The sequence below is a fragment of the Monashia sp. HAY1-5C genome (assembly GCF_056755255.1).
This window is the reverse complement of sequence record NZ_JBPGXG010000058.1, coordinates 1-25721: the sequence shown is the minus strand read 5'-3', so window position 1 is coordinate 25721 and position 25721 is coordinate 1. Positions and strand designations below refer to the sequence as shown.

General features: G+C 71.2%; 22 protein-coding genes and 1 pseudogene. 14 read left to right on the top strand and 9 right to left on the bottom strand.

The genetic code is table 11. The features are described 5' to 3' along the window. The 8 genes and pseudogenes from ACR9ZK_RS10780 to ald all read left to right on the top strand — a co-directional run. Positions 1 to 227, top strand: a pseudogene (locus tag ACR9ZK_RS10780) (haloacid dehalogenase); the annotation flags it as partial. Further along, positions 224 to 1618: an NAD(P)/FAD-dependent oxidoreductase gene (locus tag ACR9ZK_RS10775; protein ID WP_481341903.1), complete on the top strand. Its 1395-nt coding sequence runs from the start codon at positions 224 to 226 to the stop codon at positions 1616 to 1618. The pseudogene ACR9ZK_RS10780 and the gene ACR9ZK_RS10775, both read left to right, overlap by 4 nt. Positions 1619 to 1649: 31 nt before the next feature. Beyond that, positions 1650 to 2558, top strand: a complete 909-nt coding sequence (locus ACR9ZK_RS10770; RefSeq protein WP_481341902.1) for a LysR family transcriptional regulator — start codon at positions 1650 to 1652, stop codon at positions 2556 to 2558. A 159-nt stretch (positions 2559 to 2717) separates the two neighbouring features. Next, positions 2718 to 3866, top strand: coding sequence for an aminotransferase-like domain-containing protein (locus ACR9ZK_RS10765; protein ID WP_481341905.1), 1149 nt, complete (start codon positions 2718 to 2720; stop codon positions 3864 to 3866). Beyond that, entirely contained in the window at positions 3863 to 4603 is a 741-nt protein-coding gene (locus ACR9ZK_RS10760) for an SDR family NAD(P)-dependent oxidoreductase (protein ID WP_481341901.1), read from the top strand. The genes ACR9ZK_RS10765 and ACR9ZK_RS10760 overlap by 4 nt, the downstream gene beginning before the upstream one ends. 30 nt (positions 4604 to 4633) lie before the next feature. Then, positions 4634 to 5908 carry an aminotransferase family protein gene (locus tag ACR9ZK_RS10755; protein ID WP_481341900.1) on the top strand — a complete coding sequence of 425 codons (1275 nt, stop codon included), beginning with the start codon at positions 4634 to 4636 and terminating at the stop codon, positions 5906 to 5908. Further along, positions 5905 to 7425: an NAD-dependent succinate-semialdehyde dehydrogenase gene (locus ACR9ZK_RS10750; RefSeq protein WP_481341899.1), complete on the top strand. Its 1521-nt coding sequence runs from the start codon at positions 5905 to 5907 to the stop codon at positions 7423 to 7425. The genes ACR9ZK_RS10755 and ACR9ZK_RS10750 overlap by 4 nt, the downstream gene beginning before the upstream one ends. Before the next feature lie 75 nt (positions 7426 to 7500). Next, positions 7501 to 8595, top strand: a complete 1095-nt coding sequence (gene ald, locus ACR9ZK_RS10745) for an alanine dehydrogenase (protein ID WP_481341898.1) — start codon at positions 7501 to 7503, stop codon at positions 8593 to 8595. 72 nt (positions 8596 to 8667) lie between these two features. Here ald and ACR9ZK_RS10740 read toward each other — a convergent pair whose 3' ends face one another. The 5 genes from ACR9ZK_RS10740 to ACR9ZK_RS10720 all read right to left on the bottom strand — a co-directional run bounded on the left by ACR9ZK_RS10740 (position 8668) and on the right by ACR9ZK_RS10720 (position 13591). After that, a complete protein-coding gene (locus ACR9ZK_RS10740) occupies positions 8668 to 10149 on the bottom strand; it encodes an amino acid permease (protein WP_481341897.1) in 1482 nt (493 codons plus the stop codon). A 255-nt stretch (positions 10150 to 10404) separates the two neighbouring features. Then, a complete protein-coding gene (locus ACR9ZK_RS10735; RefSeq protein ID WP_481341896.1) occupies positions 10405 to 11139 on the bottom strand; it encodes an SDR family NAD(P)-dependent oxidoreductase in 735 nt (244 codons plus the stop codon). A 50-nt stretch (positions 11140 to 11189) separates the two neighbouring features. Further along, positions 11190 to 12296, bottom strand: coding sequence for an alanine racemase (locus tag ACR9ZK_RS10730; RefSeq protein ID WP_481341895.1), 1107 nt, complete (start codon positions 12294 to 12296; stop codon positions 11190 to 11192). A gap of 47 nt (positions 12297 to 12343) precedes the next feature. Further along, positions 12344 to 12829 carry a RidA family protein gene (locus ACR9ZK_RS10725; protein ID WP_481341894.1) on the bottom strand — a complete coding sequence of 162 codons (486 nt, stop codon included), beginning with the start codon at positions 12827 to 12829 and terminating at the stop codon, positions 12344 to 12346. 84 nt (positions 12830 to 12913) lie between these two features. Beyond that, entirely contained in the window at positions 12914 to 13591 is a 678-nt protein-coding gene (locus ACR9ZK_RS10720) for a haloacid dehalogenase type II (RefSeq protein WP_481341893.1), read from the bottom strand. Between the two features lie 180 nt (positions 13592 to 13771). Here ACR9ZK_RS10720 and ACR9ZK_RS10715 point away from each other — a divergent pair, with 180 nt between their 5' ends. Together ACR9ZK_RS10715 and ACR9ZK_RS10710 are read left to right on the top strand one after the other, a co-directional pair. Next, positions 13772 to 15049, top strand: coding sequence for an NAD(P)/FAD-dependent oxidoreductase (locus ACR9ZK_RS10715; RefSeq protein ID WP_481341892.1), 1278 nt, complete (start codon positions 13772 to 13774; stop codon positions 15047 to 15049). A 140-nt stretch (positions 15050 to 15189) separates the two neighbouring features. Continuing rightward, the gene (locus tag ACR9ZK_RS10710) at positions 15190 to 15930 is read left to right on the top strand and encodes a hypothetical protein (protein ID WP_481341891.1); all 741 of its coding nucleotides are present in this window, start codon (positions 15190 to 15192) and stop codon (positions 15928 to 15930) included. 25 nt (positions 15931 to 15955) lie between these two features. Here ACR9ZK_RS10710 and ACR9ZK_RS10705 read toward each other — a convergent pair whose 3' ends face one another. After that, complete coding sequence (locus ACR9ZK_RS10705; RefSeq protein WP_481341890.1) at positions 15956 to 16693, bottom strand: GntR family transcriptional regulator; 738 nt, start codon at positions 16691 to 16693, stop codon at positions 15956 to 15958. 37 nt (positions 16694 to 16730) lie between these two features. Here ACR9ZK_RS10705 and ACR9ZK_RS10700 point away from each other — a divergent pair, with 37 nt between their 5' ends. The 4 genes from ACR9ZK_RS10700 (at position 16731) to ACR9ZK_RS10685 (ending at position 23270) form a co-directional block, all read left to right on the top strand. Next, entirely contained in the window at positions 16731 to 19697 is a 2967-nt protein-coding gene (locus ACR9ZK_RS10700) for an FAD-binding and (Fe-S)-binding domain-containing protein (protein WP_481341889.1), read from the top strand. Beyond that, positions 19694 to 21187 (top strand): NAD-dependent succinate-semialdehyde dehydrogenase, encoded by a 1494-nt coding sequence (locus ACR9ZK_RS10695; RefSeq protein ID WP_481341888.1) that lies wholly within the window; start codon positions 19694 to 19696, stop codon positions 21185 to 21187. The genes ACR9ZK_RS10700 and ACR9ZK_RS10695 overlap by 4 nt, the downstream gene beginning before the upstream one ends. After that, the gene (locus ACR9ZK_RS10690) at positions 21184 to 22437 is read left to right on the top strand and encodes an aspartate aminotransferase family protein (protein WP_481341887.1); all 1254 of its coding nucleotides are present in this window, start codon (positions 21184 to 21186) and stop codon (positions 22435 to 22437) included. Before ACR9ZK_RS10695 ends, ACR9ZK_RS10690 begins: the two co-directional genes overlap by 4 nt. 134 nt (positions 22438 to 22571) lie before the next feature. Next, positions 22572 to 23270, top strand: a complete 699-nt coding sequence (locus ACR9ZK_RS10685; RefSeq protein ID WP_481341886.1) for a GntR family transcriptional regulator — start codon at positions 22572 to 22574, stop codon at positions 23268 to 23270. A gap of 18 nt (positions 23271 to 23288) precedes the next feature. On the opposite strand, the gene ACR9ZK_RS10680 is transcribed toward ACR9ZK_RS10685, so the two are convergent. The 3 genes from ACR9ZK_RS10680 to ACR9ZK_RS10670 all read right to left on the bottom strand — a co-directional run. Further along, on the bottom strand, positions 23289 to 23951 hold the full coding sequence (locus ACR9ZK_RS10680; protein WP_481341885.1) for a GntR family transcriptional regulator: 663 nt from the start codon (positions 23949 to 23951) through the stop codon (positions 23289 to 23291). A 234-nt stretch (positions 23952 to 24185) separates the two neighbouring features. Further along, positions 24186 to 24998, bottom strand: coding sequence for an amino acid ABC transporter ATP-binding protein (locus ACR9ZK_RS10675; RefSeq protein ID WP_481341904.1), 813 nt, complete (start codon positions 24996 to 24998; stop codon positions 24186 to 24188). 68 nt (positions 24999 to 25066) lie between these two features. Next, the coding region (locus ACR9ZK_RS10670; protein ID WP_481341884.1) for an amino acid ABC transporter permease at positions 25067 to 25721 on the bottom strand (655 nt) is incomplete at its 5' end.

Genomic DNA, 25721 nt, shown 5'->3' with positions numbered 1-25721 from the left:
CGAGGCGGCAGGCGTTCGACAAGCTCTTCGAGGTCCTGCCGCAGAGCCGGGACCAGATCACGCACGCGGCCCAGGGCTGGGACTACGACATCATGCCGACCAAGGACCTCGGCATCCATCGCCGCGTCTGGGTCAACCGCTATGGCCTCAAGGGCAGCTCGTCCTACGAGCCGTACGACGAGATCCGGGACCTGTCCCAGCTTCCATCGCTGCTGGGGATGTCGTGAGCACCGCCATCGAGACCGGGCTCGTCAACGGAAACGTCTCGTTCTGGTTCGAGGACATGGGCGGACGACCGTCACCGCGACCCGGCCTGCCCGGCGACCACGAGGCGGACGTCTGCATCGTCGGAGCAGGCCTGACCGGCCTGTGGACCGCCTACTACCTGAAGAAGGCGGACCCCTCCCTCGCCATCACCCTCGTGGAGCGGGAGTTCGCCGGGTTCGGTGGCTCGGGCCGCAACGGCGGCTGGGCCTCGGGTCTGTTGGCGGGTTCACGCGACCGGTTCGCCAAGCTCTACGGGGCCGACGCCGTGCGCAGCCAGCAGCGGGCGATGAACGAGGCCATCGACGAGTTCGTCGGCGTCGCAGCCGCCGAGGGCATCGACGCGGACGTGGTGAAGGGGGGGACGATCCGGATCGCCTCGTCGACGGCCCAGCTGGCGCGGCTTCGCGCCGGCGTGGAGGAGGACCACCACTGGGGCGTGCCGGAGTCGCGCATCCTCGACCGCGACGAGCTCCGCTCCCGCATCACCATCCCGGAGGCCATCGAGGCGGCCTACACGCCGCACTGCGCCCGGATCCAGCCGGCCCGTTTCACCCGTGGCCTGGCCGACGTCGTCGAGTCGCTCGGCGTCCGCATCTACGAGGGCACGACGGTGACCCGCATCGACAGCGGCGTCGCCCACACCGACCACGGAGTGGTCCGGGCACCGGTGATCCTCCGGGCCACCGAGGGCTACACGGCGTCGATCTCCGGCGAGCGTCGCACGCTGCTGCCGATGAACAGCTCGATGATCGTGACCGAGCCTCTGCCGCAAGCGGTCTGGGACGAGATCGGCTGGGAGGGATGCGAGACCCTGGGCGACAAGTGCTACTCCCACATGTACGGTCAGCGCACCGCCGACGGCCGCATCGCGATCGGGGGCCGCGGCATCCCCTACCGGTTCGGCTCCGCGACCGACCACGACGGGGCCACCCAGGCGGCGACGATCCGGGCCCTGACCGAGATCCTGCACCGCCGGTTCCCGGCCACCGCCGGCCACCGGGTCGTCCACGCCTGGTGCGGCGTGCTCGGCGTCCCGCGCGACTGGTGCTCCAGCGCCGGCTTCGACCGCACCACCGGCCTGGGTCACGCGGGCGGCTACGTCGGCCAGGGCCTGACCACCACCAACCTGGCCGGGCGGACCCTCAGGGACCTCGTGCTCGACCGCGACACCGAGCTGACCCGGCTTCCCTGGGTCGGACATGCGTCCGGCACGTGGGAGGTCGAGCCGTTGCGCTGGCTGGGTGTCAGGTCGATGTACCTCGCGTACGGCCGTGCAGACCGCAACGAGCACTCAGGGGGTCGGCCATCGCGGATCGCGCGGCTGGCCAACGTCATCACCCGCCTGCCGTGACCGCTTCCCACCCCGCGGCTAACCTGCGGACATGCTCGATGTCCATCGACTGGTGCTGCTGCGCGAGGTCCACCTTCGAGGCAGCATCACCGCCGCGGCGCGGGCGTTGTCGTACACGCACTCAGCGGTCTCCCAGCAGCTCGCCCTCCTGGAGAAGGAGGCGGGCGTGCCGCTCCTGGAGAAGGTGGGACGGGGGGTGCGGCTCACGCCCGCCGCCGAGGTGCTGGTCGAGCACGCGAACGGCATCCTGACCATCCTGGAGCAGGCCGAGACGGACCTGGCCTCCAGCATCAGCCAGGTCCGGGGGACCCTGCGCCTGGCGGCCTTCACGACGATCAGCCGCAACGTCGTCCCCCAGGTGATCTCCTCCCTGGGCAGGGACCATCCTGACCTCGACGTGCGCTTCCGGCAGGTCGAGCCCGAACAGGGGCTGCTCCTGCTCTCGTCACGTCGCCTGGACGTCCTCGTCGCCGACAGCTACCCGGGGACCTCACAGGCGGTGCCGGACGACCTTCACGCGGACCTGCTCATGGACGACCCGGTCCGGGCCTACCCTCCCGTGGGTGCCGACGCGGGCACCCTGGACGGGCTGCGCCGGCTGAGGTGGGTCATCGAGCCCAGCGGCGCCGAAGCGCACGCCTGGGTCCGCCGCGTGTGTCGCGAGCACGGCTTCGAGCCCGACGTCGCGTACGAGTCCGCCGACCTGCTCTTCCACCTGCGCCTCGTGCAGTCCGGGGTGGCGGCAGCGTTCCTCCCGGACCTCCTCGTCAGGGGCGAGGGCGCGACGCTGACACCGTCCGCGGTGCTCGGCACCCAGCAGCGCCGGCAGATCTGGCTGATCTGTCGGGCCGGGGCGGAGCGACGGCCGGCCGTTCGAGCCTGTCGCGACGCCTTCTCGCTCCACCTCGAGTCGCAGGTCTCGGCTCAGGGATCGACCTGACGTCGACCGGCGACTTCTCCTAACAGGAGCCGGTCAGAAACCGTCGCTTTTCTTGCGACGTCGGCCGCCCCTATCGTCCTGTCTGCGGCTCCAGACGAAGGACGAACCACAGTGCGCAGGCCTCCCCTTGCCGACCGGTCGACCGGTCTCGTCGGCTCGATGATCGACTCCTCGACCTCGCTGCTCGCACGCCAGACGCATGACATCGTGCGGTTCGCCATGGGTGCGCCCAGCGACGACCTGATGCCCGTGGAGCTGCTGGACCGCTTTGCAGCGCACGCCGTGCCGGGCAAGTACAGCTACGGTGCGTCGGAGGGCGAGCCCGACCTCGTGGGCGAGATCCTCAAGCTCCAGGCCGAGCACGGGTACTCCAGCGCCGCCGAGCGCATCACGATCACCACCGGCGGCATGCAGGGCCTGGACCTCGCCTTCAAGCTCTTCGTCGACCCGGGTGAGCTGGTGGTCGTCGAGGGGCCCACCTACACCAACGGCAACGCGACTGCCCTGTCCTATGGCGCCGACCTGTTGGAGGCGCCGGTCGACGAGGACGGTCTGGTCGTCGAGGCGCTCCCGGAGCTCGTCGCGCGCGCCGGGCGTCCGCCCAAGGCCATCTACACGATCCCCAACTTCCAGAACCCGTCGGGCGTGACGCTGACGCTGGAGCGTCGCGAGCTCCTGCTCGAGCTCGCCTCGCGGTGGGGAGCGGTCGTCATCGACGACGACCCGTACGGTCTGCTGCGCTTCGAGGGCTCACCGATCCCGGCCCTGAACGAGATCGACCCGGGCAACCCGGTCATCTTCTCCGTGCGCACCTTCTCCAAGATCCTGGCGCCCGGGCTGCGGGTCGGGTGGGTCGACGCCGACGCGAGCCTCCAGCCGCTGCTCATCAACGCCAAGCAGGCCATGGACACGTGCACGAGCGTCCCGACGCAGCGCACGGTCACCGAGTTCCTCGCCGGCGGCCATCTGCAGCCGCACCTGGACCGGGTGCTGGGCCTCTACCGCCAGCGCAAGGAGGCGATGCGGGCCGCGCTCGTCCGCCACTTCGGCGACGCGGTCCGTGCCACGGACCCCGACGGCGGCTTCTTCCTGTGGGCGACGTTCGCCGATCCGGCCGTGGACACCGCAGCCCTCTTCGAGTCCGCGCTGGCCGAGGGCGTGGCCTACATCCCGGGGCCCGCGTTCTCGACCAACGACCACTTCCACGACGCCCTGCGGCTCTGCTTCGCCACCTCGACGCCGGAGCGCATCGACGAGGGCGTCGCTCGGCTCAGGTCAGCCGTCGACACGTTCGGAGCGCGCGGGTGAGGCGCCGCACGGCCCTCGTCACGGGCTCGACCTCGGGGATCGGGTACGAGATCGCCCGACGCCTGCACGCCGACGGGCTCAACGTCGTCGTCACAGGTCGCGACGAGGTGCGCGGGCAGCGGGTCCGCGAGGAGCTGGGGGAGCGCGCCGCCTTCGTGGCGGTGGACCTGACGCGCGCGGGCGGGCCGGCACGGCTTGCCGCGAGCGCTGTCGACCGGTTCGGGCGTCTGGACGTCGTCGTCAACAACGCCGCTATCGACCACACGGACGACCTTCTCGAGGCGCCCACGACCGAGGTGCGGCGCGTCTTCGAGGTCAACACCATCGCAACCATCGCGGTGCTGCAGGAGAGCGCGAAGCGGATGGAGCACGGCGGGGCGATCATCAACATCACCTCACGGCTGGCGTCCGTCGGCGTACCGACGATGGGCATCTACAGCGCGAGCAAGGGCGCCGTCAAGGCCCTCACGACTGCCGCCGCCGTCGAGCTCGCCCCGCGCAACATCCGGGTCAACGCTGTCGCGCCGGGCATGACGCGCACGCCCTTGTACGACGCCTGGCTGGGCGAACAGGCCGACCCGGAACAGACCGAACGCGACGTTGTCGCCGCCATCCCGCTCGGCCGGCTCGCCAGCTGCGCGGACGTCGCCGCCGCAGTGAGCTTCCTCGCCTCCGAGGAGGCCTCCTACATCACCGGGGTCTCGATCCCCGTCGACGGCGGCTACACCGCCCACTGACCCGCCTCCAGCTACCCGAAAGGACGCTCCATGTCCGCCACCCGCACGATCCTCGACGGTCCGGCCCTGTGGCCGGCGCAGGCCCATCTGCCCTCCGTCCTGGGTCGCCAGCTCGTCGTCGAACGAGGCGACGGCTCCTACGTCCACACCAGCGACGGTCGGCGCCTCTTCGACGGCACGGCCGGGCTGTGGCACGCCAACATCGGCCACTCGCACCCGGCCCTGGCCGAGGCCGCCCGTGCGCAGATGCTGAGGCTGGAGACGTACCACATCTTCGCCCGGTTCGTGAACGACCAGGCGCTCCAGCTGGCCGAGCGGCTCGCCGGGCTGTCACCGATCGCCGACCCCAAGGTCATCCTCAACTCCGGTGGCTCCGACGCGATCGACGTGGCCTGCAAGCTGGCCCGACGCCACTGGCAGCGGGAGGGCAAGCCCGCCAAGACGACCATCCTGAGCCGGGAGCACGCCTACCACGGGCTGCACGCCTACGGCACGAGCATCGCCGGCCTGGACTTCAACCGCGAGGGCTACGGCACCGAGTCGCTCGTGCCCGAGACGGCGCGGGTCCCGGTCCACGACGCCGACGCGCTCGCCGCGACGATCGCGCGGATCGGTCCGGACAACATCGCCGCGCTCGTGACCGAGCCGATCCAGGGCACGGGCGGCGTCAACCCGCCGGCACCGGGCTACCTGGAGAAGGTCCAGGCGCTGTGCCGCGAGCACGACATCCTGCTCGTCGTCGACGAGGTCATCACCGGGTTCGGACGCACCGGCGTCATGTTCGCCACCGACCGGTTCGGTCTCGAGCCGGACCTGGTCACCTTCGCCAAGGGCGTCACCTCCGGCTACGCGCCTCTGGGCGGCGTCCTGGTCGCCCCGAGGATCTGGCAGCCGTTCTACGTCGACGACCCCGCCACGCCGGTGTTCCGCCACGGCGCGACCTATGCCGGTCACGCGACGGCGAGCGCGGTCGCCCTGGCCAACCTCGACGTCCTCGAGCAGGAGCGGCTGCTGCCCCGGGTCGTCGAGCTCGAGCACCGCCTCGACAGCCTCCTCAAGCAGCTGCTGGCCCGCCGGCCCAGCGTCGTCGACGTCCGGGTCGCCGGGTTCCTCGGCGGGGTGACGCTGCGCGACGAGGTCCCCGCCGAGCGAGCCGCCGACGCGCTCGTCGAGCTGGGCTTCATCTCCCGCCCGCTGCGCGGCAACACCTTGCAGATCAGCCCGCCGTTCATCACCACCGACGACGAGCTGACCTCGTTCGTCGAAGCCATCGAAGACGTTCTATTCGCTGAGGAGACCCGATGACCACCGACCTGAACACCCAGCGCACCACCGAGCCGACGCCGCCCGGCACCCGCCTCGCCGTCGCGAACCCCGACCGGGCGCGCGCCGCCGACCGCGTCGTGCAAGGCCTTCGGCTGCCCACCGGCCCGGCCACGTTCGACGTGCACAACCCGGCCACCGGCGCGGTCATCGCCAGCCTGCCCGACGCCGGTCCCGGCGAGGCGCTGGACGCCGTCGCCCGAGCCGACCAGGCCGGTCGTGCCTGGGCCTCCACCACCCCACGGCAGCGGGCCGACGTGCTGCGTCGCTGGTACGACCTGCTCATCGAGCACGCCGACGACATCGCGCTCCTCATCACCCTGGAGATGGGCAAGCCGCTGGCGGAGTCCCGCGCCGAGGTGACCTACGGCAGCGACTTCGTCCGCTGGTACGCCGAGGAGGCGGTCCGTCCGGCCGGCAACGTCCGCGACGTCCCCACCGGCGGCGCCACGCTGCTGACCCGACGCGCCCCGGTCGGGCTGTCCGTGCTCATCACGCCGTGGAACTTCCCGCTGGCGATGGCCACCCGCAAGATCGCGCCCGCCCTTGCCGCCGGTTGCCCCGTGCTCATCAAGCCGGCCGCGCTCACCCCGCTGACGACCTACTACGCCGTCGAGCTCGCCCAGCAGGCCGGCGTCCCCGAAGAGCTCGTCCAGGTCGTGTGCACCAGCAACGCGTCGGCCTTCAGCGAGGCCGTCCTGCCCGACCCCCGCGTCCGCAAGGTGTCCTTCACGGGGTCGACCGGCGTCGGCAAGGTGCTGCTGCGCCTTGCCGCCGACAACGTGCTGCGCTCCTCCATGGAGCTGGGCGGCAACGCGCCGCTGGTCGTCTTCGACGACGCCGACCTCGAGCGGGCCGTCAACGGCGCGTACGCGGCCAAGATGCGCAACGGGGGCCAGTCCTGCATCGCGGCCAACCGGATCTTCGTCCAGGACGGCATCGCCGACGCCTTCGTCGAGGGGCTCTCGGAGAAGGTGGCCGCCGCGGTCACGGGTGACGGGCTGGCCGACGACGTCGCGCTCGGCCCACTCATCGACGACCGGGCCGTGACGAGCATGGAGCGCCTGGTCGACGACGCGGTCGCGCACGGCGCGAGTGTCCGCACCGGCGGCCGGATCCTGGCGTCGGACGGCCACTTCTTCCAGGCCACCGTGCTGGACCACGTCCCGGCAAGCGCCCAGGTCGCGAGCACGGAGATCTTCGGGCCGGTCGCGGCGATCCAGCGGTTCAGCACCGAGGCCGAGGTCGTGCAGCGGGCCAACGCGACGGAGTTCGGGCTCGCGGGCTACGTGTTCACCGAGAGCCTGGACCGGGCCCTCAACGTCGCCGATGCCCTCGAGACCGGCCTGGTCGGCATCAACCAGGGCGTCCCGTCCAACGCCGCCGCGCCGTTCGGGGGCGTGAAGCACTCCGGTCTGGGCCGCGAGGGCAGCGCCGAGGGCCTCGAGGAGTACCAGTCGGTCCGCTTCTACAACGTGGCGCGTCGAGCCACGGCCTGAGCCGGCACCGCACCGGCCGGCGGCGGCACGAGCCGACGCCGGCCGGCGGCACGTCACGCACGGAAAGACAGCACCATGCGCATCGCGACCGTCAGGGAGACGAGGACGAAGGAGGCGCGCGTCGGTCTCACCCCGGCCGGCGCCGCCGTCCTCGTGCGGGAGGGGCACGACGTCCTCGTCGAGCGCAACGCGGGGCTCGGTGCCGGCTTCTCCAACGAGGACTACGCGCACGCCGGTGCCAAGCTCGTGGACCAGCCCGAGGAGGCCTGGGCCGACGCCGAGCTGCTCGTGAAGGTGAAGGAGCCGGTCGCCTCGGAGTACCGCTTCCTGCGCGAGGACCTGACGCTCTTCAGCCACCTGCACCTCGCCGCCGACCGGCGGCTCACGCACGCCCTCCTCAACGCAGGGACGCTCGCGATCGCCTACGAGACGGTCCAGGACCACACGGGGCTGCCCCTGCTGACACCGATGAGTGAGATCGCCGGGCGGCTCGCCGCGCATGCCGCGGCGCGCTACCTGACCTCGTGCGAAGGCGGCCCGGGCCGCCTCCTCGGCGGGTCTCCCGGGGTGGCCCCGTGCCGTGTCGTCGTGGTCGGCGGCGGGGTCGCGGGCACGCAGGCGGCTCTGCTCGCGCTCGGCATGCAGGCCGAGGTGACCGTCCTCGACACCTCCGCGGACCGGGTCCGCGACCTCGACGCCCTCCTGGGTGGCCGTGCCCGCGTCCTCCTGAGCGATGTCGACGCTCTCGCCCGTGAGCTGCGCTCTGCGGACGTCGTCATCGGGACGGTCCTCGTTCCCGGCAGGGCGGCGCCCAAGGTGGTCTCTCGCGCCGACCTCGCCCTCCTGCCGAGGAGCGCCCTCCTCGTCGACGTCGCCATCGACCAGGGCGGCGCCTTCGAGACCTCGCGCGCTACCACGTACGCCGACCCCATCTACGAGGTCGACGGCATCCGCCACTACTGCGTCGCGAACCTGCCGGGCGCCGTCCCGCAGACCTCCACCCGAGCCCTGACCAACGCGACCTTTCCCTACCTGCGACGGCTCGCCGACCTCGGACCCGAGCGGGCGATCGAGGAGGACCCCGCCGTGGCGCTCGGGGTCAACACGAGGGGTGGGCTGCTCATCCATCCCGGCGTCGCCGAGGCCTTCCGCGACCTGCCCCACGCGTGAGGGTGGACGAACCCGAGGTCATACGCCACGGACGGCGCCCGGGAAGGGCGCCGTCCGTGGCTTCGTGAAGGGTCAGACGGGCTCGGGAGACCGTTCGACCGTGGGTGCCGCCGCACCCTGCCCCAGGCGGCGGCGCACCGCCGGCCAGAACAGGGCGAGAGCACCCGTCGCGAGGCAGCTGGTGAACACCTGGGTGCGGCCGCTCTCCGTCGTCATCATGATGGCGACGATCCCGATGGCGCCGGCGATGAGCACGATGTTCACCCACGGAAAGAGCCAGACCTTGAGCTTGAGGTTCCCCTCCTGCTCCGGCGTCATGGCCCGGCGCAGTCGCCACTGCGTCACGGTGATGAAGACGTACACGAAGAGCGCCACGAGGCCGGTCGAGTTCATGATGAAGTCGTAGATGCCGGAGCTCGGGGCGACGAAGTTGACGACGGTGGCAACGAGGCCGCCGACCGTCGACGCGACCACCGCAAGGGCGGGGACACCACGCCTGGTCCGCCGCGCGACCGCAGCGGGCGCGAGGCGCTGCTCGGCGAGGGCCGCGAACATCCGCGACGCGGAGTAGGTGCCCGAGTTGAGCACGGACACGACGGCCGTGAAGATCACCAGGCTCATGATGGTCTCGGCACCGGGCACGCCGAACATCCTGAAGATGTGCGTGAAGGGCGCCACGACGTCGGGCGACGGGAGCTCGTTCCACGGCACGACGGTCACGATCACGAGGATGGACCCGACGTAGAACAGCATGACCCGCCAGATGACGGTGCGTGCGGCGCGTCGGATCCCGGACGCGGGGTCCTCGGACTCGGCGGCGGCCATCACCGCGATCTCCGTGCCGAAGTACGAGAAGAGGACGAGCGCGACGGACGAGATGACGACGCCGACACCGTTCGGCATGAACCCGCCGTGGGCCCAGAGGTTGCCGAGGGACCAGCTGCTGGACGGCCAGAGTCCGAACGCGAACAGGACTCCGGCAGTGAGGAACACGACGATGGCGACCACCTTGATGCTCGCGAGCCAGAACTCGGTCTCACCGAAGGACCGCAGCGAGATGAGGTTCGTCGTCACGAAGACCGCGAGCAGCGTGAGCGACCCTGCCCAGGCCGGGACGGACGGGAACCAGGTGTGGACCATGCCGCCTCCGACGACGGCTTCGTAGGCGATGACGCCGACCCAGAAGTACCAGTAGAGCCATCCGACGACGTAGGCCGCCCAGCTGCCGAGGCCGACCCTCGCGTACTCCATGAAGGATCCGACGGCGGGCCGGTCGGCTGCCATCTCGCCGAGCATGCGCATGGCCAGGAAGACCAGCAGGCCCCCGACGAGGTAGGAGATCGCCGCGGCCGGGCCAGTCGACCGGATGATGTTGGCCGAGCCGACGAACAGGCTGGCGCCGATGATGCCGCCGAGCGTGATCATCGTGACGTGCCGGGAACGCAGCTTCTTGGCCGGCGCCGGTCCGTCCTGGAGGTCTGCCGCGCCGGCATCCGGACCGAGCAGGTCGGGGTGAGGTCGTGTCGCTGAGGTGGGCAAGGGTGCTCGAGCCACGTGGGACGCTCCTTCTGCATGACGGACGCGGCCGAGACCGCGACGCTGTGGGGGTGCCTGTCTCGCTGCTGCCGGGTTGCGGTGCGGTGGCCGGAGCCCGCGCGGGTGGGCGGGGGACCGGGGCGAGAGCACGATAGAGCGCGCGTCGGGTCTCGTGTCGTGACGCTTTTCGACCGATATGCGTCAGTGCTTCTAACGTGACAGTGCGTCGGGCTACGGACGGCGGTCAGGCTCGGGGCCGCTGGCGTCCCGGCCTCAGAAGGCGGTGTAGCCGCCGTCGACGGGCAGGACCGCCCCGGTGACGTACGACGACTCCGACGATGCGAGGAACAGGATCGCGTCGGCGATCTCGTCGGGTGTGGCGAGCCGGTGGAGCGGGATCTGGGACTCACGCTCGCGCCGGTACGCGTCGGGGTCGGGGCGGCGCTGGATCGAGGCCTCGATGACCGGGGTGGCGGTCAGGCCGGGAGCCACGACGTTGACGCGGATGTTGCGAGAGGCCCATTCGATCGCTGCGCCCTTGGCGAGCATGATGAGACCGCCCTTGGCGGCGGAGTACAGGACCTCGTCCGGCTTGCCGACCATGCCGAGCCGTGAGCCGAGGCAGACGAACGCCCCTCCCGCGGGAGGCATGAGCGGCGCGAAGTGCTTCATGACGAGGAACGCGCTGAGCAGGTTGCTGTCGAGGACGCGCTTCGCGTCCTCGTACGCCATGTCCGTGAGCGGGCTGCTGACCTGCAGGCCGTGGTTGAGGACGACGACGTCCACGGTGCCGAAGGACTCGGCGGCCCGGCGGGCCAGGCTCTCGACGAACGCCTCGTCGTTGAGGTCACCGGGGACGTAGAGGTCGTCCGGCTCGGCGGTGTCGAGGCGATCCCGGCGTCCGGTGAGCAGCAGGCGCGCGCCCTCACGGCGGAAGCGCGCGCTCACCGCCTCTCCGATCCCGCTGCTGGCACCGGTGACCAGCGCCGTCACCTTCTCGAGTCTCATGTCAGGTACGTCCTTCAGGGTGTGGTGGGTCGGGGGGATGCTGGGCCGGTTCAGCCGAGGTGGCCGCGGGCGTCGACCGGCCACCGCTGCAGCGAGGTGCCCGCGCTGTCGGTGACGATGAGCTCCTCGAAGTTGAGCACGACGGGGCAGACGTGGTTCGGCACCACGGGGACGACGGTGCCGATGCCGGGCCGGAAGTCGCCGGCAGGCAGGCCGAGGAACCCGTGGTACTCGTTGAGCTTGGTGAGGACCGCCGTCGTGCCGGCGACGCCACCGTAGCCGCGCTCGACGCTTCCCTCGCGGCTGAGCGCCTTCGTCCCCACGTCGAGGATGACCTGGTCGGGGACCCAGTCGCTGACCACCGTCGCGGCGACGAACAGGGCGACCTGGTCCTCGGTGCAGGCGCCGAGCCGGGTGTTGTCCCGGTCGCAGAAGACGTACTCGCCGGGACGGATCTCGGTGACCACGTCGCTGCCCGTGAACTCGATGGTCGGCGTGGAGCCGGCGCTGACGACCTCGGCGGTGACCCCGACGGCGCTGAGGCTGCGCACGGCGGTGACGAGCGCGTCCTGCTGGTCCCTCGCGGCCTGTCTGCGAGCCTCCCGGCCAGAGCTGCCGTGACCGGGGTACGTGAACACCCCGACCGGCACGAGCCCGCACGTGCGGGCAGCGCGCGCGAGGTCGCCCGCGAGCTCGGGCGGGGCCCCGGAACGCCGTGCGCCGCAGTCCACCTCGACGACGACCTCGAGGCGGTCGGGCTCGTCACCCATGGCGCCGGCGAGGGCCTCGATCGCCGCGACGTTGTCGACGCCCACCCGCAGCCGGGTGGACTCGGCGAGCCGGCGGATCCGTTCGCCCTTCGTCCCCGCGGGCCAGATCGGGTAGGCGATGAAGATGTCGTCGAACCCGGCCTCGGCGAACACCTCGGCCTCGCCGACGTTGCCGGCGGTGATCCCGACGGCGCCGGCCGCGACCTGGCGCCGACCGATCTCCACGCACTTGTGCGTCTTGACGTGGGGCCTGACGTCGAGACCGTGTTCGTCACCGAAGCGCTGCATGCGCTCGATGTTGTCCTGCATGACGTCGACCAGCACGATCGGCGCGGGGGTGCTGACCCGCTCGACCAGGCCGTCGAGGGCTCGTTGGATCCGGTTCACGCTGGACTCCTCCTGGTTGCGTCTGGACACGGTCGGGCGTCGTGCTGCTACACGGCGGTGCACACCATCTGGATCTCGACCGGGGTGTCGAGCGGCAGACCGGCGACGCCGATCGCGGTCCGGGCGTGCCGCCCGTTCTCGCCCAGCACCTGGATGAGCAGCTCGCTGGCCGCGTTGGCGACCTGCGACTGCAGACCGAAGTCCGGCGGGCTGGCGACGAACACGAGCATCTGCACGACCCGGACCCGGTCGAGGTGTCCCACCGCCTGCACGGCGGCGGCGAGGCAGTTGAGAGCGGCGTGGCGTGCGAGCTCCTTGGCCGTCTCCACGTCCACGTCCCGTCCGACGACGCCCCGGCCGAGCAGCCGACCGTCCTTGAACGGCAGCTGGCCGGCGATGTGGATGCTCTCGCCCACAGCCCGGTGGTGCACGAAGTAGGCGTTGTCCTCGAGGTCCGGCAGCTCCAGCCCGAGGGCGAGGAGCCGCTCGGACGCCGAGTCGCCGGCCACGGTCTGCGGCAGGGGAGCGCTCATGCCACCACCGCCGGGCTGTCGATCGTCATGGTGTGCGGTCCTCCGGTCGTGTCGGGGTCGTGTCAAGGTCGTGTCAGGGTCGTGTCAGGGACGCGGCAGGCCGAAGAGGACGGGCAGGTCGGCGATGTCGGTGATCCGCTCGTAGCCGAGCCAGTGCTCGTCCTGCTCGAAGCCGCGGTCGACGTAGACCTTGTCCCGGATGCCCATGACCGCCGCGGTGCGCAGGTCGTACATCGGGCTGGCGGAGACGTGCACGAGCTCGGCGGGGGTGACGCCGAGCTTGTCGAACAGGTACTCGAACGCGGCCAGGCGCGGCTTGTAGGTGCCCATCTCCTCGGCGCTGATGACCAGTTCGAACGGGGCCTGCAGGTTCTCGGCCAGGCGCACGGCGTGCTGGGTGTCGCTGTTGGTGATGATGACCAGCGGCACCGCCTCGGCGAGCCGGTTCAGGGCCGCGGTGACCCCGGGGTAGGGGCCCCAGGTCGGGACGATGTCGTAGACGGCCCGGGCGTCCTCCTCGCGGAAGGGCAGGCCGACCCAGCGCGCGGCGCGCTCCATGGAGCGGGCCACGATCTGGTGGAAGGGCTGGTAGGCGCCGGTGCACTCGTCGATCCGGTAGGCCTTGCAGATGCGCAGGTACTCGTCGGCGACCTCGGCCGGCAGCCGGTCGCCGAGGACCTGGCGCATCGCGTCGTTGATGGCGAACTTGATCAGCGTGCCGTTCATGTCGAACGTGACGAACTTCGGCGGTGCGAAAACCACGGGTCCTCCTGGTGCTCGGTCCCAGAGCGGTCCGTCCCCTCTGGTCGATGGTCGACCATACGTGTACAGTCGTCAACTGTCAACAGCTATGCTGGCCCGCGGCGACGGCTCCCGCCTGGTCTGGTCCGTCGCCGGCGGCCCCCCCGAAGCCGCGCCCATCCCCTGCTGGAGGAGTACGAAATGAAGTTCACGTCCTACTGGCTCGACACCGCACCGGCGAGCTCCCCCGAGAGGTCGAGGACGAGCGTGGAGGGACGCACCGACGTGGCCGTCGTCGGCGGTGGCCTGACCGGGGTCGTCGCGGCGCTGCACCTTGCACGACGGGGGGCGAAGGTTCAGCTCTTCGAGCAGCACACCGTGGGGTTCGGCGCTTCCGGTCGCAACGGCGGTATGGCGACGACGGGCATGGCGATCGGCATCCGGCAGGCGGTGGAGAAGTACGGCTTCGACGCGGCAGCGCGGCTGTACGGCGCCTACACGGAGGCCATCGACGTCATCGAGAAGCTCGTGACCGAGGAACAGATCGACTGCGACTTCGGGCGTCCCGGCAAGCTCAACCTCGCATCCAAGGCGTCGCACTACGAGGGGTTCGAGAAGACCGCAGAGCTGCTGAACACCCGCCTGGGAGGGGACTCGCAGCTCGTCCCGAAGAGCGAGCTGCGTCGCGAGATCGGGTCGGACTCCTTCCATGGGGCAATGGTGGAGTCGAAGAGCGCGAGTCTCCACGTGGGCAAGTACATCCGCGGGCTCGGCGAGGCGGCCGAGCGCGCCGGCGTGACGATCCACGAGGAGGCGCCCGTGCTGAGCCTGAGCAGGGTTGGCTCCGGCCACGAGCTCGTGACCCCGAGAGGCCGGATCCAGGCCGAGCTGGTCCTCATCGCAACGGGGGCCTACACCCGCCGGCCGTTCCGCTGGCAGCAGGTCCGCATCGCTCCGGTCGGCAGCTTCATCATCGCCACCGAGCCGCTCGACGCCGGCAGGTGCGACGACCTCCTGCCGAACCGCCGCGTCGCGTCGGACTCCAAGAACCTCCTCAACTACTTCCGCATCACCCCCGACAACCGCCTCCTGTTCGGCGGCCGGGCACGGTTCGCGATGTCCAGCCCCCAGTCCGACGTCAAGAGCGGGAAGATCCTCAGGGAGGCCATGGTCGGGTTCTTCCCCCAGCTGGCCGACGCCAGGGTGGACTACTGCTGGGGAGGGCTGGTCGACATGAGCATCGACCGCCGCGTCCACGCCGGCGAGCACGACGGCGTCTACTACTCGATGGGGTACGCCGGGCACGGCGTCCAGATGGCCACGTACATGGGACGTCAGATGGCCGAGTACATGTCCGGGGTCCGCGAGGCGAACATCTGGGGCGACGTCCCCTTCCGGCGCATCCCCGGGCACTTCGGTCCGCCATGGTTCCTGCCCGTCGCCGGCGCCTACTACAAGCTCAAGGACCGGGTCGCCTAGGGCGTGTCTCCGAGGTGGAGGCGCCCGCCGCAGCGCCCCGAGGCGGTAGGTTCGCCGCAGGGCAGCCGGAGGGAGGGGCGATGTCGGAGTCGCGGCGAGATGCGGGAGGTGCCGACTCGCGACTCCAACCACCTCGAGGCGTGGTCCTCACCGCCGCCGGCCCGACGATGCGCCGGGTGCTGCACGAGCTGGCACTCCCGACCTTCCGGCGTCTGGCCGACCGGTGGGGCTATGACGTCCGCGCGGTCGACGTCGAGGTGGACGGCGAGCGGGCGAGTGCGTCGGCGCAGGCTGCCAAGTGGCTCAAGGTGAGCCTGCTGCGGCAGGCCCTCCAGGACTACCCGCTGGCGCTGTGGCTCGATGCGGACGTGCTGGTGATGCGCACCGACGAGGACGTCGCCGACCACCTGCACCCGGACCACTTCCAGGCTCTGGCGCTGGAGCACGTCCCGTTCGAGCACCGCGTCAACCCGAACACCGGCGTCTGGCTCATGCGGTCCTGCCCCGAGTCCTTCTCGTTCCTCGACGCCGTCTCCGCGGCGGGTCGGCAGCCCGGACCGTGGGCGGACCAGGGCGCGGTCCTCGCGGCGCTCGGCTGGCGTAGGGGAGACGACGAGTACCGGTGGGCCGGTCCGGGACTGGGCTCGGCCTTCCTGCTGCGGACCAGCTGGCTGCCGACCGGCTGGAACCAGCCCTACCTCGAGGGCCGGACTGCGGAGACCTGCTACAACTCCTCCCCGGAGTCGTACGCGACTCGTCCCCAGGTTCCGCGGCCGCACGTCCTGCACTTCATGGGAATGACGTCCGAGGCTCGCTGGACCCAGATGGCCCGGTGCGCGCTGCGTCCGTCGCCGTCCGGTGAGACTGCACCCTTGCCCTGAGCGCCGTCGGTGCGGTGACGAGAGCTCATCGGGTCGGGCCGGTCGTATCGCGGGCGACGATGTCGCACACTCGGCGGGCGTTGTCCTCGACGTGCGTGCGCACCGCCCTCACCGCGTCGACAGGCCTGCCCGACTCGATCGCCTCGAGGATGGCCGCGTGCTCGGTCACGATGGACACCCGATGGTGGGGCTCGTGGTCCTGCATCGAGAGCACGGACAGGTAGAAGCGCAGCTCGGTGGTCAGCTCGGCGTAGAAGGCGTTGATCCGGCTGCTGCGGAGCAGGGCGACGATGGCCGCGTGGAAGTCGAGGTCGGCGGTGACGATGTCCCTGACCTCGAGGGTGTCCGCGGCGGTGGCGAGCCGGGCGAAGGCCGCGCGCAGCGGTGCCAGCTCCGCGGCCTCCCGGGGCTCGCGCACTGCGGCGACCTCCAGCTGGCACCGCGCCTCGTAGAGGCCGTCCACGACCTCGGGCGTGGGCGCGATGACGACGGCGCCCTTGTTGACCCGGTAGCGGACCAGGCCCCCGAGCTGGAGGATGCGAACCGCCTCGCGGACGGTGTTCCGGGAGACGCCGAGCTCGGCCGCGATGGCGCTCTCGCGTAGCCGCGTCCCGGGGCCGAAGTGGCCCGAGAGGATGAGCTGCGAGAGGCCGTCCGCCACCTGCTGGGGGGCGGTCGTGCGGCGAACCGTGAAGTCCAGGTCCATGTCCTTCTCCCACGGGACGGCATCGAGAGTTTTGTAGAACTGTTCTACAGTATCCATCTTGCGATGCGCAGTTCAACTGTTCTACAGTTTCTCCGTGAACGTCTCAACGGTGGGGCTCGGTCAGGTGTCGACGACGCCCCCCGACCGGTCCACCGTCCGGGCGGCACTGGAGCAGGCGTGCCCACAGGTGAAGCTGGACTTCTCCGACGGCGCCCGGGCCATGTACGCCTTCGACGCGTCGAACTACCGCGTGCCCCCGCTGGCCGTCGCCTTCCCGCGCACCGTGGGAGAGGTCCAGGACCTGGTCCGCGCGTGTGCGGACCTCGGCGTGCCGGTCACCACCCGCGGCGGTGGGACGAGCATGGCCGGCAACGCCATCGGCGCGGGCGTGGTCATCGACCTGTCACGTCACCTCGACGCGGTCCTCGAGGTCGACCCGCAGGCTCGTCGGGCGACCGTCCAGGCCGGCGTCGTGCTCGACCGTCTCAACGACGCCGCCGCACCCCATGGCCTGATGTTCGCGCCCGACCCGTCCTCGCACTCGCGGGCCACGATCGGCGGCATGGTCGGCAACGACGCGTGCGGGAACCACTCGGTGCGATGGGGCCGGACCTCGAGCCACGTCGAGTCGCTCGACGTCGTCATGCCGGACGGGTGTCTCCTGCGGGCCGGACGCGGCGGGGTGACGGCCCTGGACCAGCCGGGTGCCACCGCGCAGGCGCACGCCGTCGAGCACGCGGCACAGCTGACGGCGGCGCTCACCGACCTCGTGACCGCGAACCTCGTCGCGATCCGGACCGAGCTGGGCCGCATCCAGCGGCAGGTGTCCGGCTACCACCTCGACGAGCTGCTGCCCGAGCGTGGCTTCCACGTGGCACGTGCGCTCGCCGGCAGCGAGGGCACGTGCGCGCTGACCGTCGGCGCCACGCTCTCGCTCGTGCAGCGAGCCACCAGGACCACGTTGCTCGTGCTCGGCTACGACGACATCGTCGACGCCGCTGCCGACGTCCCGGTCATCCTGCCGTTCTCACCCACCGCCGTCGAAGGGATCGACGAGGCGATCGTGGCCACCATGGTGGCGCGGCGAGGAGCCGAGTCCGTCGCCGCCCTGCCGGCCGGGAAGTCGTGGCTCTACGTCGAGCTGGACGGCGACACCGAGGAGGACCTCGCCACGGCGGCCGACGGCCTGATGGCCACGCTGCGTCGGCACGGCCGGCTCAGGGACGGTCTCGTCGTGACCGAGGCACCGGACCGCGCGGCCCTCTGGCGGGTGCGAGAGGACGGCGCGGGCCTGTCGACCCGCCCGGACGCCACGACCCAGACGTGGGCCGGCTGGGAGGATGCGGCCGTCCACCCGGACAACCTGGCGGGTTACCTGCGCGACTTCCGGGCCCTGCTGGCCGAGCACCACCTGTCCGGCGTCCTCTACGGGCACTTCGGTGCCGGATGCGTGCACGTGCGCATCACCTTCGACCTCGGCACGGAGCGGGGCACGTCGGCCATGGCTCGGTTCGTGCGCGCCGCGGCCCGGCTCGTCGCCCGGCACGGCGGTTCCATCTCCGGCGAGCACGGTGACGGTCGCGCGCGTAGCGAGCTGCTCGCGAGCATGTACTCGCCGACGATGCTCGCGCTGTTCGCCGAGTTCCGCGCGCTCTTCGACCCACGAGGCGTCCTCAACCCCGGCATCATCGTCGACCCGGCGCCGCTCGAGCGCGACCTGCTGCCGCTGAGCGTCCGCCACCCCGCGACCGCCGGGAACGGCACCGGTTTCGCCTACCCGCACGACCGCGACTTCACCGCCGCCGTGCAGCGCTGCGTCGGCGTCGGCCGGTGCCGCAGCGACCACGGCGGTTTCATGTGCCCCTCGTACCGGGCCACCGGCCAGGAGGAGGACTCCACGCGCGGCCGCGCGCGCGTGCTCCAGGAGATGACGACCGGGACGCTGCTGCCCGACGGGTGGCGGTCCGACGAGGTGCACCAGGCGCTGGACCTGTGCCTGTCCTGCAAGGCGTGCTCGTCGGACTGCCCGGTCGGCGTCGACATGGCGACGTACAAGTCCGAGGTCCTGCACCAGCGTTACCGGCGCCGGCTGCGGCCGAGGTCGCACTACTCGCTGGGTTGGCTGCCGCGCTGGATCTCCGTGGCCGGCCGCGTGCCGGCCCTCGCGAATGCCGTGCTGCGGGTCGGGGCCCTGCGCGCCCTCGCCCTGCGGATCGGGGGAGTGACACCGCACCGCGTCCTGCCCGCCTTCACGCCGCGACGTGCCGCCGTCCTCGGCAGGCACGATGACCAGCCAGACGTCCTCATCGTGACCGACTCGTTCACCCGCGGGTTCCGTCCCCGGCTCGTCGGCGCCGCCGAACGGGTGCTGAGGGAGGCGGAGCTGTCGGTGGGCGGGGCCCCCGAGGTCTGCTGCGCCCTGACGTGGATCACCACCGGTCAGCTCGACGCCGCACGCCGGATCCTCGGGCGGACCGTCGCGGCCCTGGACGCGACCGGCGATGCCGCGCTGGTCGTGCTGGAGCCGAGCTGCGCGGCCGCGCTGAAGAAGGACCTGCCCGAGCTCGTCGAGACCGAGGCGGCCCGGCGCGTCGCCGCCCGCGTCACGACGTTCGCCGCCGTCATCGAGAGCCGCCTCGACGCGGGCTGGTCCCCGCCGCGGCTTCCCGCTCGGGCGCTGACGCAGACGCACTGCCACCAGCACGCCGTGTTCGGCGCGACGAGCAACACCCGGGTGCTGCGCCGGCTCGGCATCGAGGCCACCGAGTCGGAGGGGTGCTGCGGTCTGGCCGGCAACTTCGGCTTCGAGGCCGAGCACTACGACACCTCCATGGCCGTCGCCGGGCACGATCTGGCCGGCAAGCTGGCGAACCTGCCCCCTGATGCGGTGGCGATCGCCGACGGCTTCAGCTGCCAGTGCCAGATCGACCACCTCACACGCACCGCCCCCCGGAGCACGCCACCTTCCGGCGCGCGCGCCCCGGTCAGGCACCTGGCCGAAGTGCTCGACGACGCCCTGACCTCGACCCCCACGATCCGCCCGAAGGAGTCCACACCATGACGACAACCACCGACCTCACGCCGGCGGCCCGGCTGTTGGCAGCCGTCCCCACGGAGCTGCTCATCGGCGGCACCTGGCGCCCTTCGGCGTCCGGCGCCACGATGGACGTCCTCAACCCGGCCACCGAGGAGGTCCTGGCCACCGTCGCGGACGCCGACGTCGCGGACGGGGCTGCGGCAGCCGCCGCGGCCCGCGACGCCCAGGCCGCCTGGGCTGCCACGCCGGCCCGGGCCCGCTCCGAGATCCTCTACCGGGCGTACGCGGCCCTGATGGAGCGTCAGGAGGACCTGGCGCTGCTCATGACCCTGGAGATGGGCAAGTCGCTGCCGGAGGCGCGTGGCGAGGTCGGCTACGCCGCCGAGTTCTTCCGGTGGTTCGCCGAGGAGGCCGTCCGCGTCGACGGCGGCTTCACCCAGCGACCCGACGGCACGGCCCGCACCCTGGTGATGCGTCAGCCCGTCGGGCCCTGCCTGCTCATCACGCCGTGGAACTTCCCGCTGGCGATGGGCGCGCGCAAGATCGGCCCCGCCATCGCCGCCGGCTGCACCATGGTGCTCAAGCCGGCCCCGCAGACCCCGCTGTCGAGCCTCGCCCTCGCCCGCATCCTGCAGGAGGCCGGGCTGCCCGACGGCGTCCTCAACGTCGTCACCACCTCCCGCGCGGCCGAGGTCATCGAGCCGGTCCTGACGGGCGGCATCATCCGCAAGCTGTCGTTCACCGGGTCGACCGCCGTCGGCAAGATCCTCCTCGAGCAGGCCGCGAAGCAGGTCGTGCGGACCTCGCTGGAGCTCGGCGGGAACGCCCCCTTCATCGTCCTGCCGGACGCCGACCTCGACATCGCCGTGGAGGCGGCGGTGCAGGCGAAGATGCGCAACATGGGGGAGGCGTGCACCGCGGCCAACCGCTTCTTCGTCCACGCCGGCGTCAGCGACGAGTTCGCCCGGCGCCTGGGCGAGCGGCTCGGCGCGATGCGCGTCGGCGACGGCACGGTCGACGGCGTGGAGGTCGGGCCCCTCATCGACGCGCCCAGCCGCGACAAGGTGCTGCGCCTGGTCGAGGACGCCGTCGCGAAGGGGGCCACGGTCGTCTCGGGCGGCAACAGCGTCCCGGGCCGGGGCTACTTCGTCCAGCCGACCGTCCTCACCGGCGTCGACGCCTCGTCCGACCTGCTCACCACGGAGATCTTCGGGCCGGTCGCGGCCATCCAGACCTTCACCGACCTCGACGAGGTCATCGCCGCCGCGAACGCCACCGAGTGGGGGCTGGTCGGCTACGTCATCACCCAGGACCTCGACCTGGCCTTCAACGTCAGTGAGCGGCTCGAGGTCGGCATGGTCGGGCTGAACACCGGGCTGGTGTCGACCCCGTCGGCCCCGTTCGGCGGCATCAAGCACTCCGGGCTCGGTCGCGAGGGCGGCCGCCTCGGCATCGAAGAGTTCCTGGACGTCAAGTACATCGCCATCCCCACCCGAGAGCGAGGCCTCGCATGACCGCCCTGTCACCGCTGCTGAAGACCGCCACACCCGTCCTCGTCGACCACGCGCTCGGCAGCTACGTCTACGACGCCGACGGCCGCCGCTGGCTCGACTTCACGACCGGCATCGGCGTGACGAGCACCGGGCACTGTCACCCCGACGTCGTCCGTGCGGCCCAGGAGCAGGTCGGCAAGCTCATCCACGGCCAGTACACGACCGTGCGGCACAACCCGATCCTCGACCTGACCGAGCGCCTCGGCGACTTCCTGCCGGCCGGCCTCGACAGCGTGTTCTACGCCAACAGCGGCAGCGAGGCCGTGGAGGCGGCCGTCAGGCTGGCCCGGATGGCAACCGGCCGGCCCAACATCATCACGTTCCAGGGCGGTTTCCACGGCCGCACGGTCGCGGCCGCCTCGCTCACCACGGCCGGGACCAAGTTCCGCAGCGGGTTCTCGCCGCTGATGTCCGGAGTCTTCACGGCACCCTTCCCGTACGCGTTCCGCTACGGCTGGGACGAGGAGACGACGGTCGAGTTCGCGCTCGGTGAGCTCGACTACCTGCTGGCCACGACGAGTGCCGTCGCGGACACCGCCGCGTTCCTCATCGAGCCCGCCCTCGGCGACGGTGGCTACCTGCCCACCCCGGACGCGTTCCTGCAGGGTCTGCGTGAGCGGGCGACCAGGCACGGAATCGTGCTCGTGCTCGACGAGGTACAGACCGGGGTCGGGCGCACCGGCACCTTCTGGGGACACGAGCCCTCCGGGATCACGCCCGACGTCCTCATCACCGCCAAGGGTCTGGCCAGCGGGTTCCCGCTCTCGGCCATCGCCGCGTCCGAGTCGCTCATGAGCAAGGCCTGGCCCGGCTCGCAGGGCGGCACGTACGGCGGCAACGCCGTCTCGTGCGCGGCGGCCCTGGCGACCCTCGACGTCGTCGAGCGCGAGCGGCTCGTCGAGAACTCCGCGACCCAGGGTGCGCGCCTCATCGACGCGCTGCGCGAGATCGCACCGGACATCAAGGCGACGGTCGACATCCGCGGGCGCGGGCTCATGGTGGGGTGCGAGTTCGTCGACGCCGACGGCACGCCGCGGCCCGACCTCGCCGCCGGCGTCCAGCAGGCCGCCATCGACGAGGGCCTGCTGCTGCTGACGTGCGGCACCCGCGGCAACGTCGTGCGCTTCATCCCGCCACTCATCGTCACGAGCGAGCAGATCGACGAGGGCGTCGAGGCCTGGCGCCGGGCGCTCAAGCGGGCCGACGCCTGAGCAGAGACTGCGCGGCTGCCCGGGCTGGGCTCTCCGCCCGGGCAGCCGCGCACTCATGCCGTCGTCGGCCGGGGCTGAGGCAGACCTCGTCGTTCCAGATCTTCTCAACTGTACGGCTGTAGTACATTCGCAGGATGTCCGGGATCGAAGGCATCGAGGTGGTCGGGCGGAGCACCGCCCAGCAGGTCGCCGACGGGCTCGGGAACCTCATCCTCGACGGGTCGATGCGACCGGGTGAGCGGATCAGCGAGGCAGGCATCGCCCGGACCCTCGGCCTCTCGCGGAACACCGTGCGGGAGGCGCTGCGTCTGCTGCAGAGCTCCGGCCTCGTCCGGTACAGCTTCAACCGCGGCCTCGTGGTCTGGGACCCCACCGACGATGACATCCTCGACGTCTTCACGGTGCGCCTGCACCTCGAGAGGCTCGCCGCGACCAATCTCGGGAAGCGCACCGACCTCAGCGGGGTCGAGGCGGCCCACGCGACGTTCGAGGCGGCGCTGGAGTCCGGGGACGCGCGCACCATCGTGGAGACCGACCTCGCGATCCACCAGGCGATCGTGGCCACCCTCGGCAGCCCCCGGCTGGACGCGTTCTATGCGGGTCTGATGGTCGAGCTGCGCTACTTCCTGGTCCTGCTCAGCGTGGACCGGCGCGAGTACGAGAACACCGACGCAGTGCGGTCCGAGCACCGTGACCTGGTGGAGGCCTTCGCCTCGCGCCGCCCGCAGAAGGCCGTCGCGGCGGTGACGGCTCTGCTGGAGGAGAACCGCGAGATGGTGCGGGACGTCATCGCCCGCCGGGCCGCCAACGAGGCCCCGGCGCCCGGCGCCTGAGCGCCGCGGGAGCGGATCTCAGCCGGCGTGCGGCCTCGAGGCGTCCGCTGCCATCCCCTCCTTGAGCGTCCCCTTCCCACCCTCGAAGTGCGTCTTCAGCACGGCGACGGCGCCCTCGACGTCACCGGTGTGGACGAGGTCGAGGATCCGGCGGTGCTCCTGGACGAGGTCGTCGCGCCGCTGCACGAGGTCCGCGCGGTCGTACGCGGTCGTCAGCAGGGCCAGGCAGAGCCGTGTCTCGGAGATCACCGTGGTGAACATGCGCTCCAGCCGGGGGCTGTCGGCGGCTGCCACGAGGGCGGTGTGGAAGTCGAGGTCGCGGCTGACGACCGTGCTCCAGTCGTCCGACTTCTCGGCCGACTCCATCGCGCGGACGATCCGGTCGAGGGTCTTGTACGACGACAGCGCCCGCGAGGTCCCGGTGACCCTCCGCAGCGCGGCCGTCTCCAGCGCCTCCCGCGCCAGGTAGATGTCGTCGATGTCCGCCGCCTCCAGCACGGGCACGAAGACACCGCGGTGCGGCTCGCTGCGCAGCAGACCCTCCTGGATCAGCCGTTGGAGGGCCTCTCGGACCGGTCCCCGGCTCACACCGAAGCTCGCGGCGAGCTCCACCTCGTTGAGCTGGCTCCCGGGTCGGAGGGCGCCCTCGATGATGTCCGCCCGGATCCGCTCTCCGACCATGGCGGCGAACGTGGTCCTCGGGATCGATGTTGACGAAACGGTGTTCCGCGCCACGGCGCAGCTCCCCTCAGTAAGCCGGGGCTCGGCCCCGGTGCACCGTGCTGGCACGGCATGGTCTGTCCACAGGTTGTTCGGGCTGCGGTCAGGAACCGGTGGCACCTGACCGCAGCCTGTTGACATTCTACAGAGACGCTGATCCCTGGGTCGGGGACCCTCGTACCCGGTGTGGGTGGTTCAGAGCACCTTGTCGAGGAACTTGCGGGTGCGTGGTTCCTTCGGGTTGCCCAGGACCTGGCTGGGGGGGCCTTGTTCGACGATGCGGCCGCCGTCCATGAACAGGACGGTGTCGGCGACCTCGTTGGCGAAGCCCATCTCGTGGGTGGCCACGAGCATGGTCATGCCGCGGTGGGCGAGGTCTTTCATGACGGTCAGGACCTCGCCGACGCGTTCGGGGTCCAGGGCGCTGGTGGGTTCGTCGAAGAGCATGACCTTGGGGTCCATGGCCAGGGCGCGGGCGATGGCGACGCGCTGCTGCTGGCCGCCGGACAGCTGCCAGGGGTAGTGCTCGCCGTGGCCCTGCAGGCCGACGCTGGCCAGCAGGGCCTCGGCGCGGTGCCGGGCGGCGGTCTTGGGGGTGCCCTTGACCAGGACCGGGCCGGACATGACGTTCTCGCGGGCGGTCATGTTGGGGAAGAGGTTGAAGGACTGGAAGACCATCCCGATGCGGGTGCGTTGGGCGGCGACCTGTTTGCGGGTCAGGGCCTGGTAGGCGGTGTCGTGCTCGCGGAAGCCGAGGTCCTCGCCGTTGACGCGCAGGATGCCGCGGTCGATCTCCTCGAGGCCGTCGATGCAGCGCAGCAGGGTCGACTTGCCCGAGCCGCTGGGGCCGATGAGGCAGACGATCTCCCCGCAGGCCACGTCCAGGTCGATCCGGTCCAGCACGACCCGCTGGCCGAAGGACTTGCGCAGGGCGTGGGCGTACACCGTGCCCACGCCCGTGCCCACCCCGTCCGGGCGGTCCACCGCACGGTCCACCGCACGGTCCATCGCACCGTCCGGTGTGCCGGTCGTCCGGCTGGTCGGCTTGCTGGTCGTCTTGCTGTTGGTCGCACCGGTCATCGGGCTTCACCTCCGAGGGTGGCGTCCAGCGGCAGTGGGGGCTGTGCGGCACCGGTGGTGGCGCGGGTCCTGGTGCGGGAGTACTTCTTCTCGATGAGGGACTGGGGGTAGCTCAGGGCCAGGGTCATGAGCAGGTACCAGAGGCAGGCCACGATCAGCAGCGGGATGGTCTGGTAGGTGCGGGCGTAGATGAGCTGGACGCTTTGCAGCAGCTCGGCCACCCCGAGGACGCTGACCAGGGAGGTCTCCTTGAACATGCCGATGACCTGGTTGCCGACGGCCGGGATGACGGTGGGCATGGACTGCGGGATGATGATGCGCCACAGCTTGGTCCGTCCGCTCATGCCCAGGGAGTCGGCGGCCTCGAGCTGGCCCTTGTCGACGGAGGCGAACCCGCCGCGGATGATCTCGGCCAGGTAGGCGGCCACGTTCAGGGACAGTCCGACGATGGCCGCGGTGGTGGCCGACATGAGGGCGTTGACGTCCACGGCGCGGGAGATGTCGGTGAACGGGATGCCGATGCTGATGTTCGGGTAGAGCGCGGCGATGTTGAACCAGAAGATGAGCTGGACCAGCACCGGGGTGCCCCGGAAGAAGGTGATGTAGCCGGAGGCCAGCAGCCGCACCGGGCGGACCTTGGACACCCGCAGG

Coding starts and splice junctions, on each gene's coding strand:
- ACR9ZK_RS10715 (WP_481341892.1), top strand. CDS start 13,772: ATGAAGTTCACGTCCTACTGGCTCGACACCGCACCGGCGAGCTCCCCC.
- ACR9ZK_RS10725 (WP_481341894.1), bottom strand. CDS start 12,829: ATGAGCGCTCCCCTGCCGCAGACCGTGGCCGGCGACTCGGCGTCCGAG.
- ACR9ZK_RS10690 (WP_481341887.1), top strand. CDS start 21,184: ATGACCGCCCTGTCACCGCTGCTGAAGACCGCCACACCCGTCCTCGTC.
- ACR9ZK_RS10735 (WP_481341896.1), bottom strand. CDS start 11,139: ATGAGACTCGAGAAGGTGACGGCGCTGGTCACCGGTGCCAGCAGCGGG.
- ACR9ZK_RS10765 (WP_481341905.1), top strand. CDS start 2,718: ATGATCGACTCCTCGACCTCGCTGCTCGCACGCCAGACGCATGACATC.
- ACR9ZK_RS10705 (WP_481341890.1), bottom strand. CDS start 16,693: ATGGATACTGTAGAACAGTTCTACAAAACTCTCGATGCCGTCCCGTGG.
- ACR9ZK_RS10680 (WP_481341885.1), bottom strand. CDS start 23,951: ATGGTCGGAGAGCGGATCCGGGCGGACATCATCGAGGGCGCCCTCCGA.
- ACR9ZK_RS10770 (WP_481341902.1), top strand. CDS start 1,650: ATGCTCGATGTCCATCGACTGGTGCTGCTGCGCGAGGTCCACCTTCGA.
- ald (WP_481341898.1), top strand. CDS start 7,501: ATGCGCATCGCGACCGTCAGGGAGACGAGGACGAAGGAGGCGCGCGTC.
- ACR9ZK_RS10685 (WP_481341886.1), top strand. CDS start 22,572: ATGTCCGGGATCGAAGGCATCGAGGTGGTCGGGCGGAGCACCGCCCAG.
- ACR9ZK_RS10695 (WP_481341888.1), top strand. CDS start 19,694: ATGACGACAACCACCGACCTCACGCCGGCGGCCCGGCTGTTGGCAGCC.
- ACR9ZK_RS10755 (WP_481341900.1), top strand. CDS start 4,634: ATGTCCGCCACCCGCACGATCCTCGACGGTCCGGCCCTGTGGCCGGCG.
- ACR9ZK_RS10675 (WP_481341904.1), bottom strand. CDS start 24,998: ATGGACCGTGCGGTGGACCGTGCGGTGGACCGCCCGGACGGGGTGGGC.
- ACR9ZK_RS10750 (WP_481341899.1), top strand. CDS start 5,905: ATGACCACCGACCTGAACACCCAGCGCACCACCGAGCCGACGCCGCCC.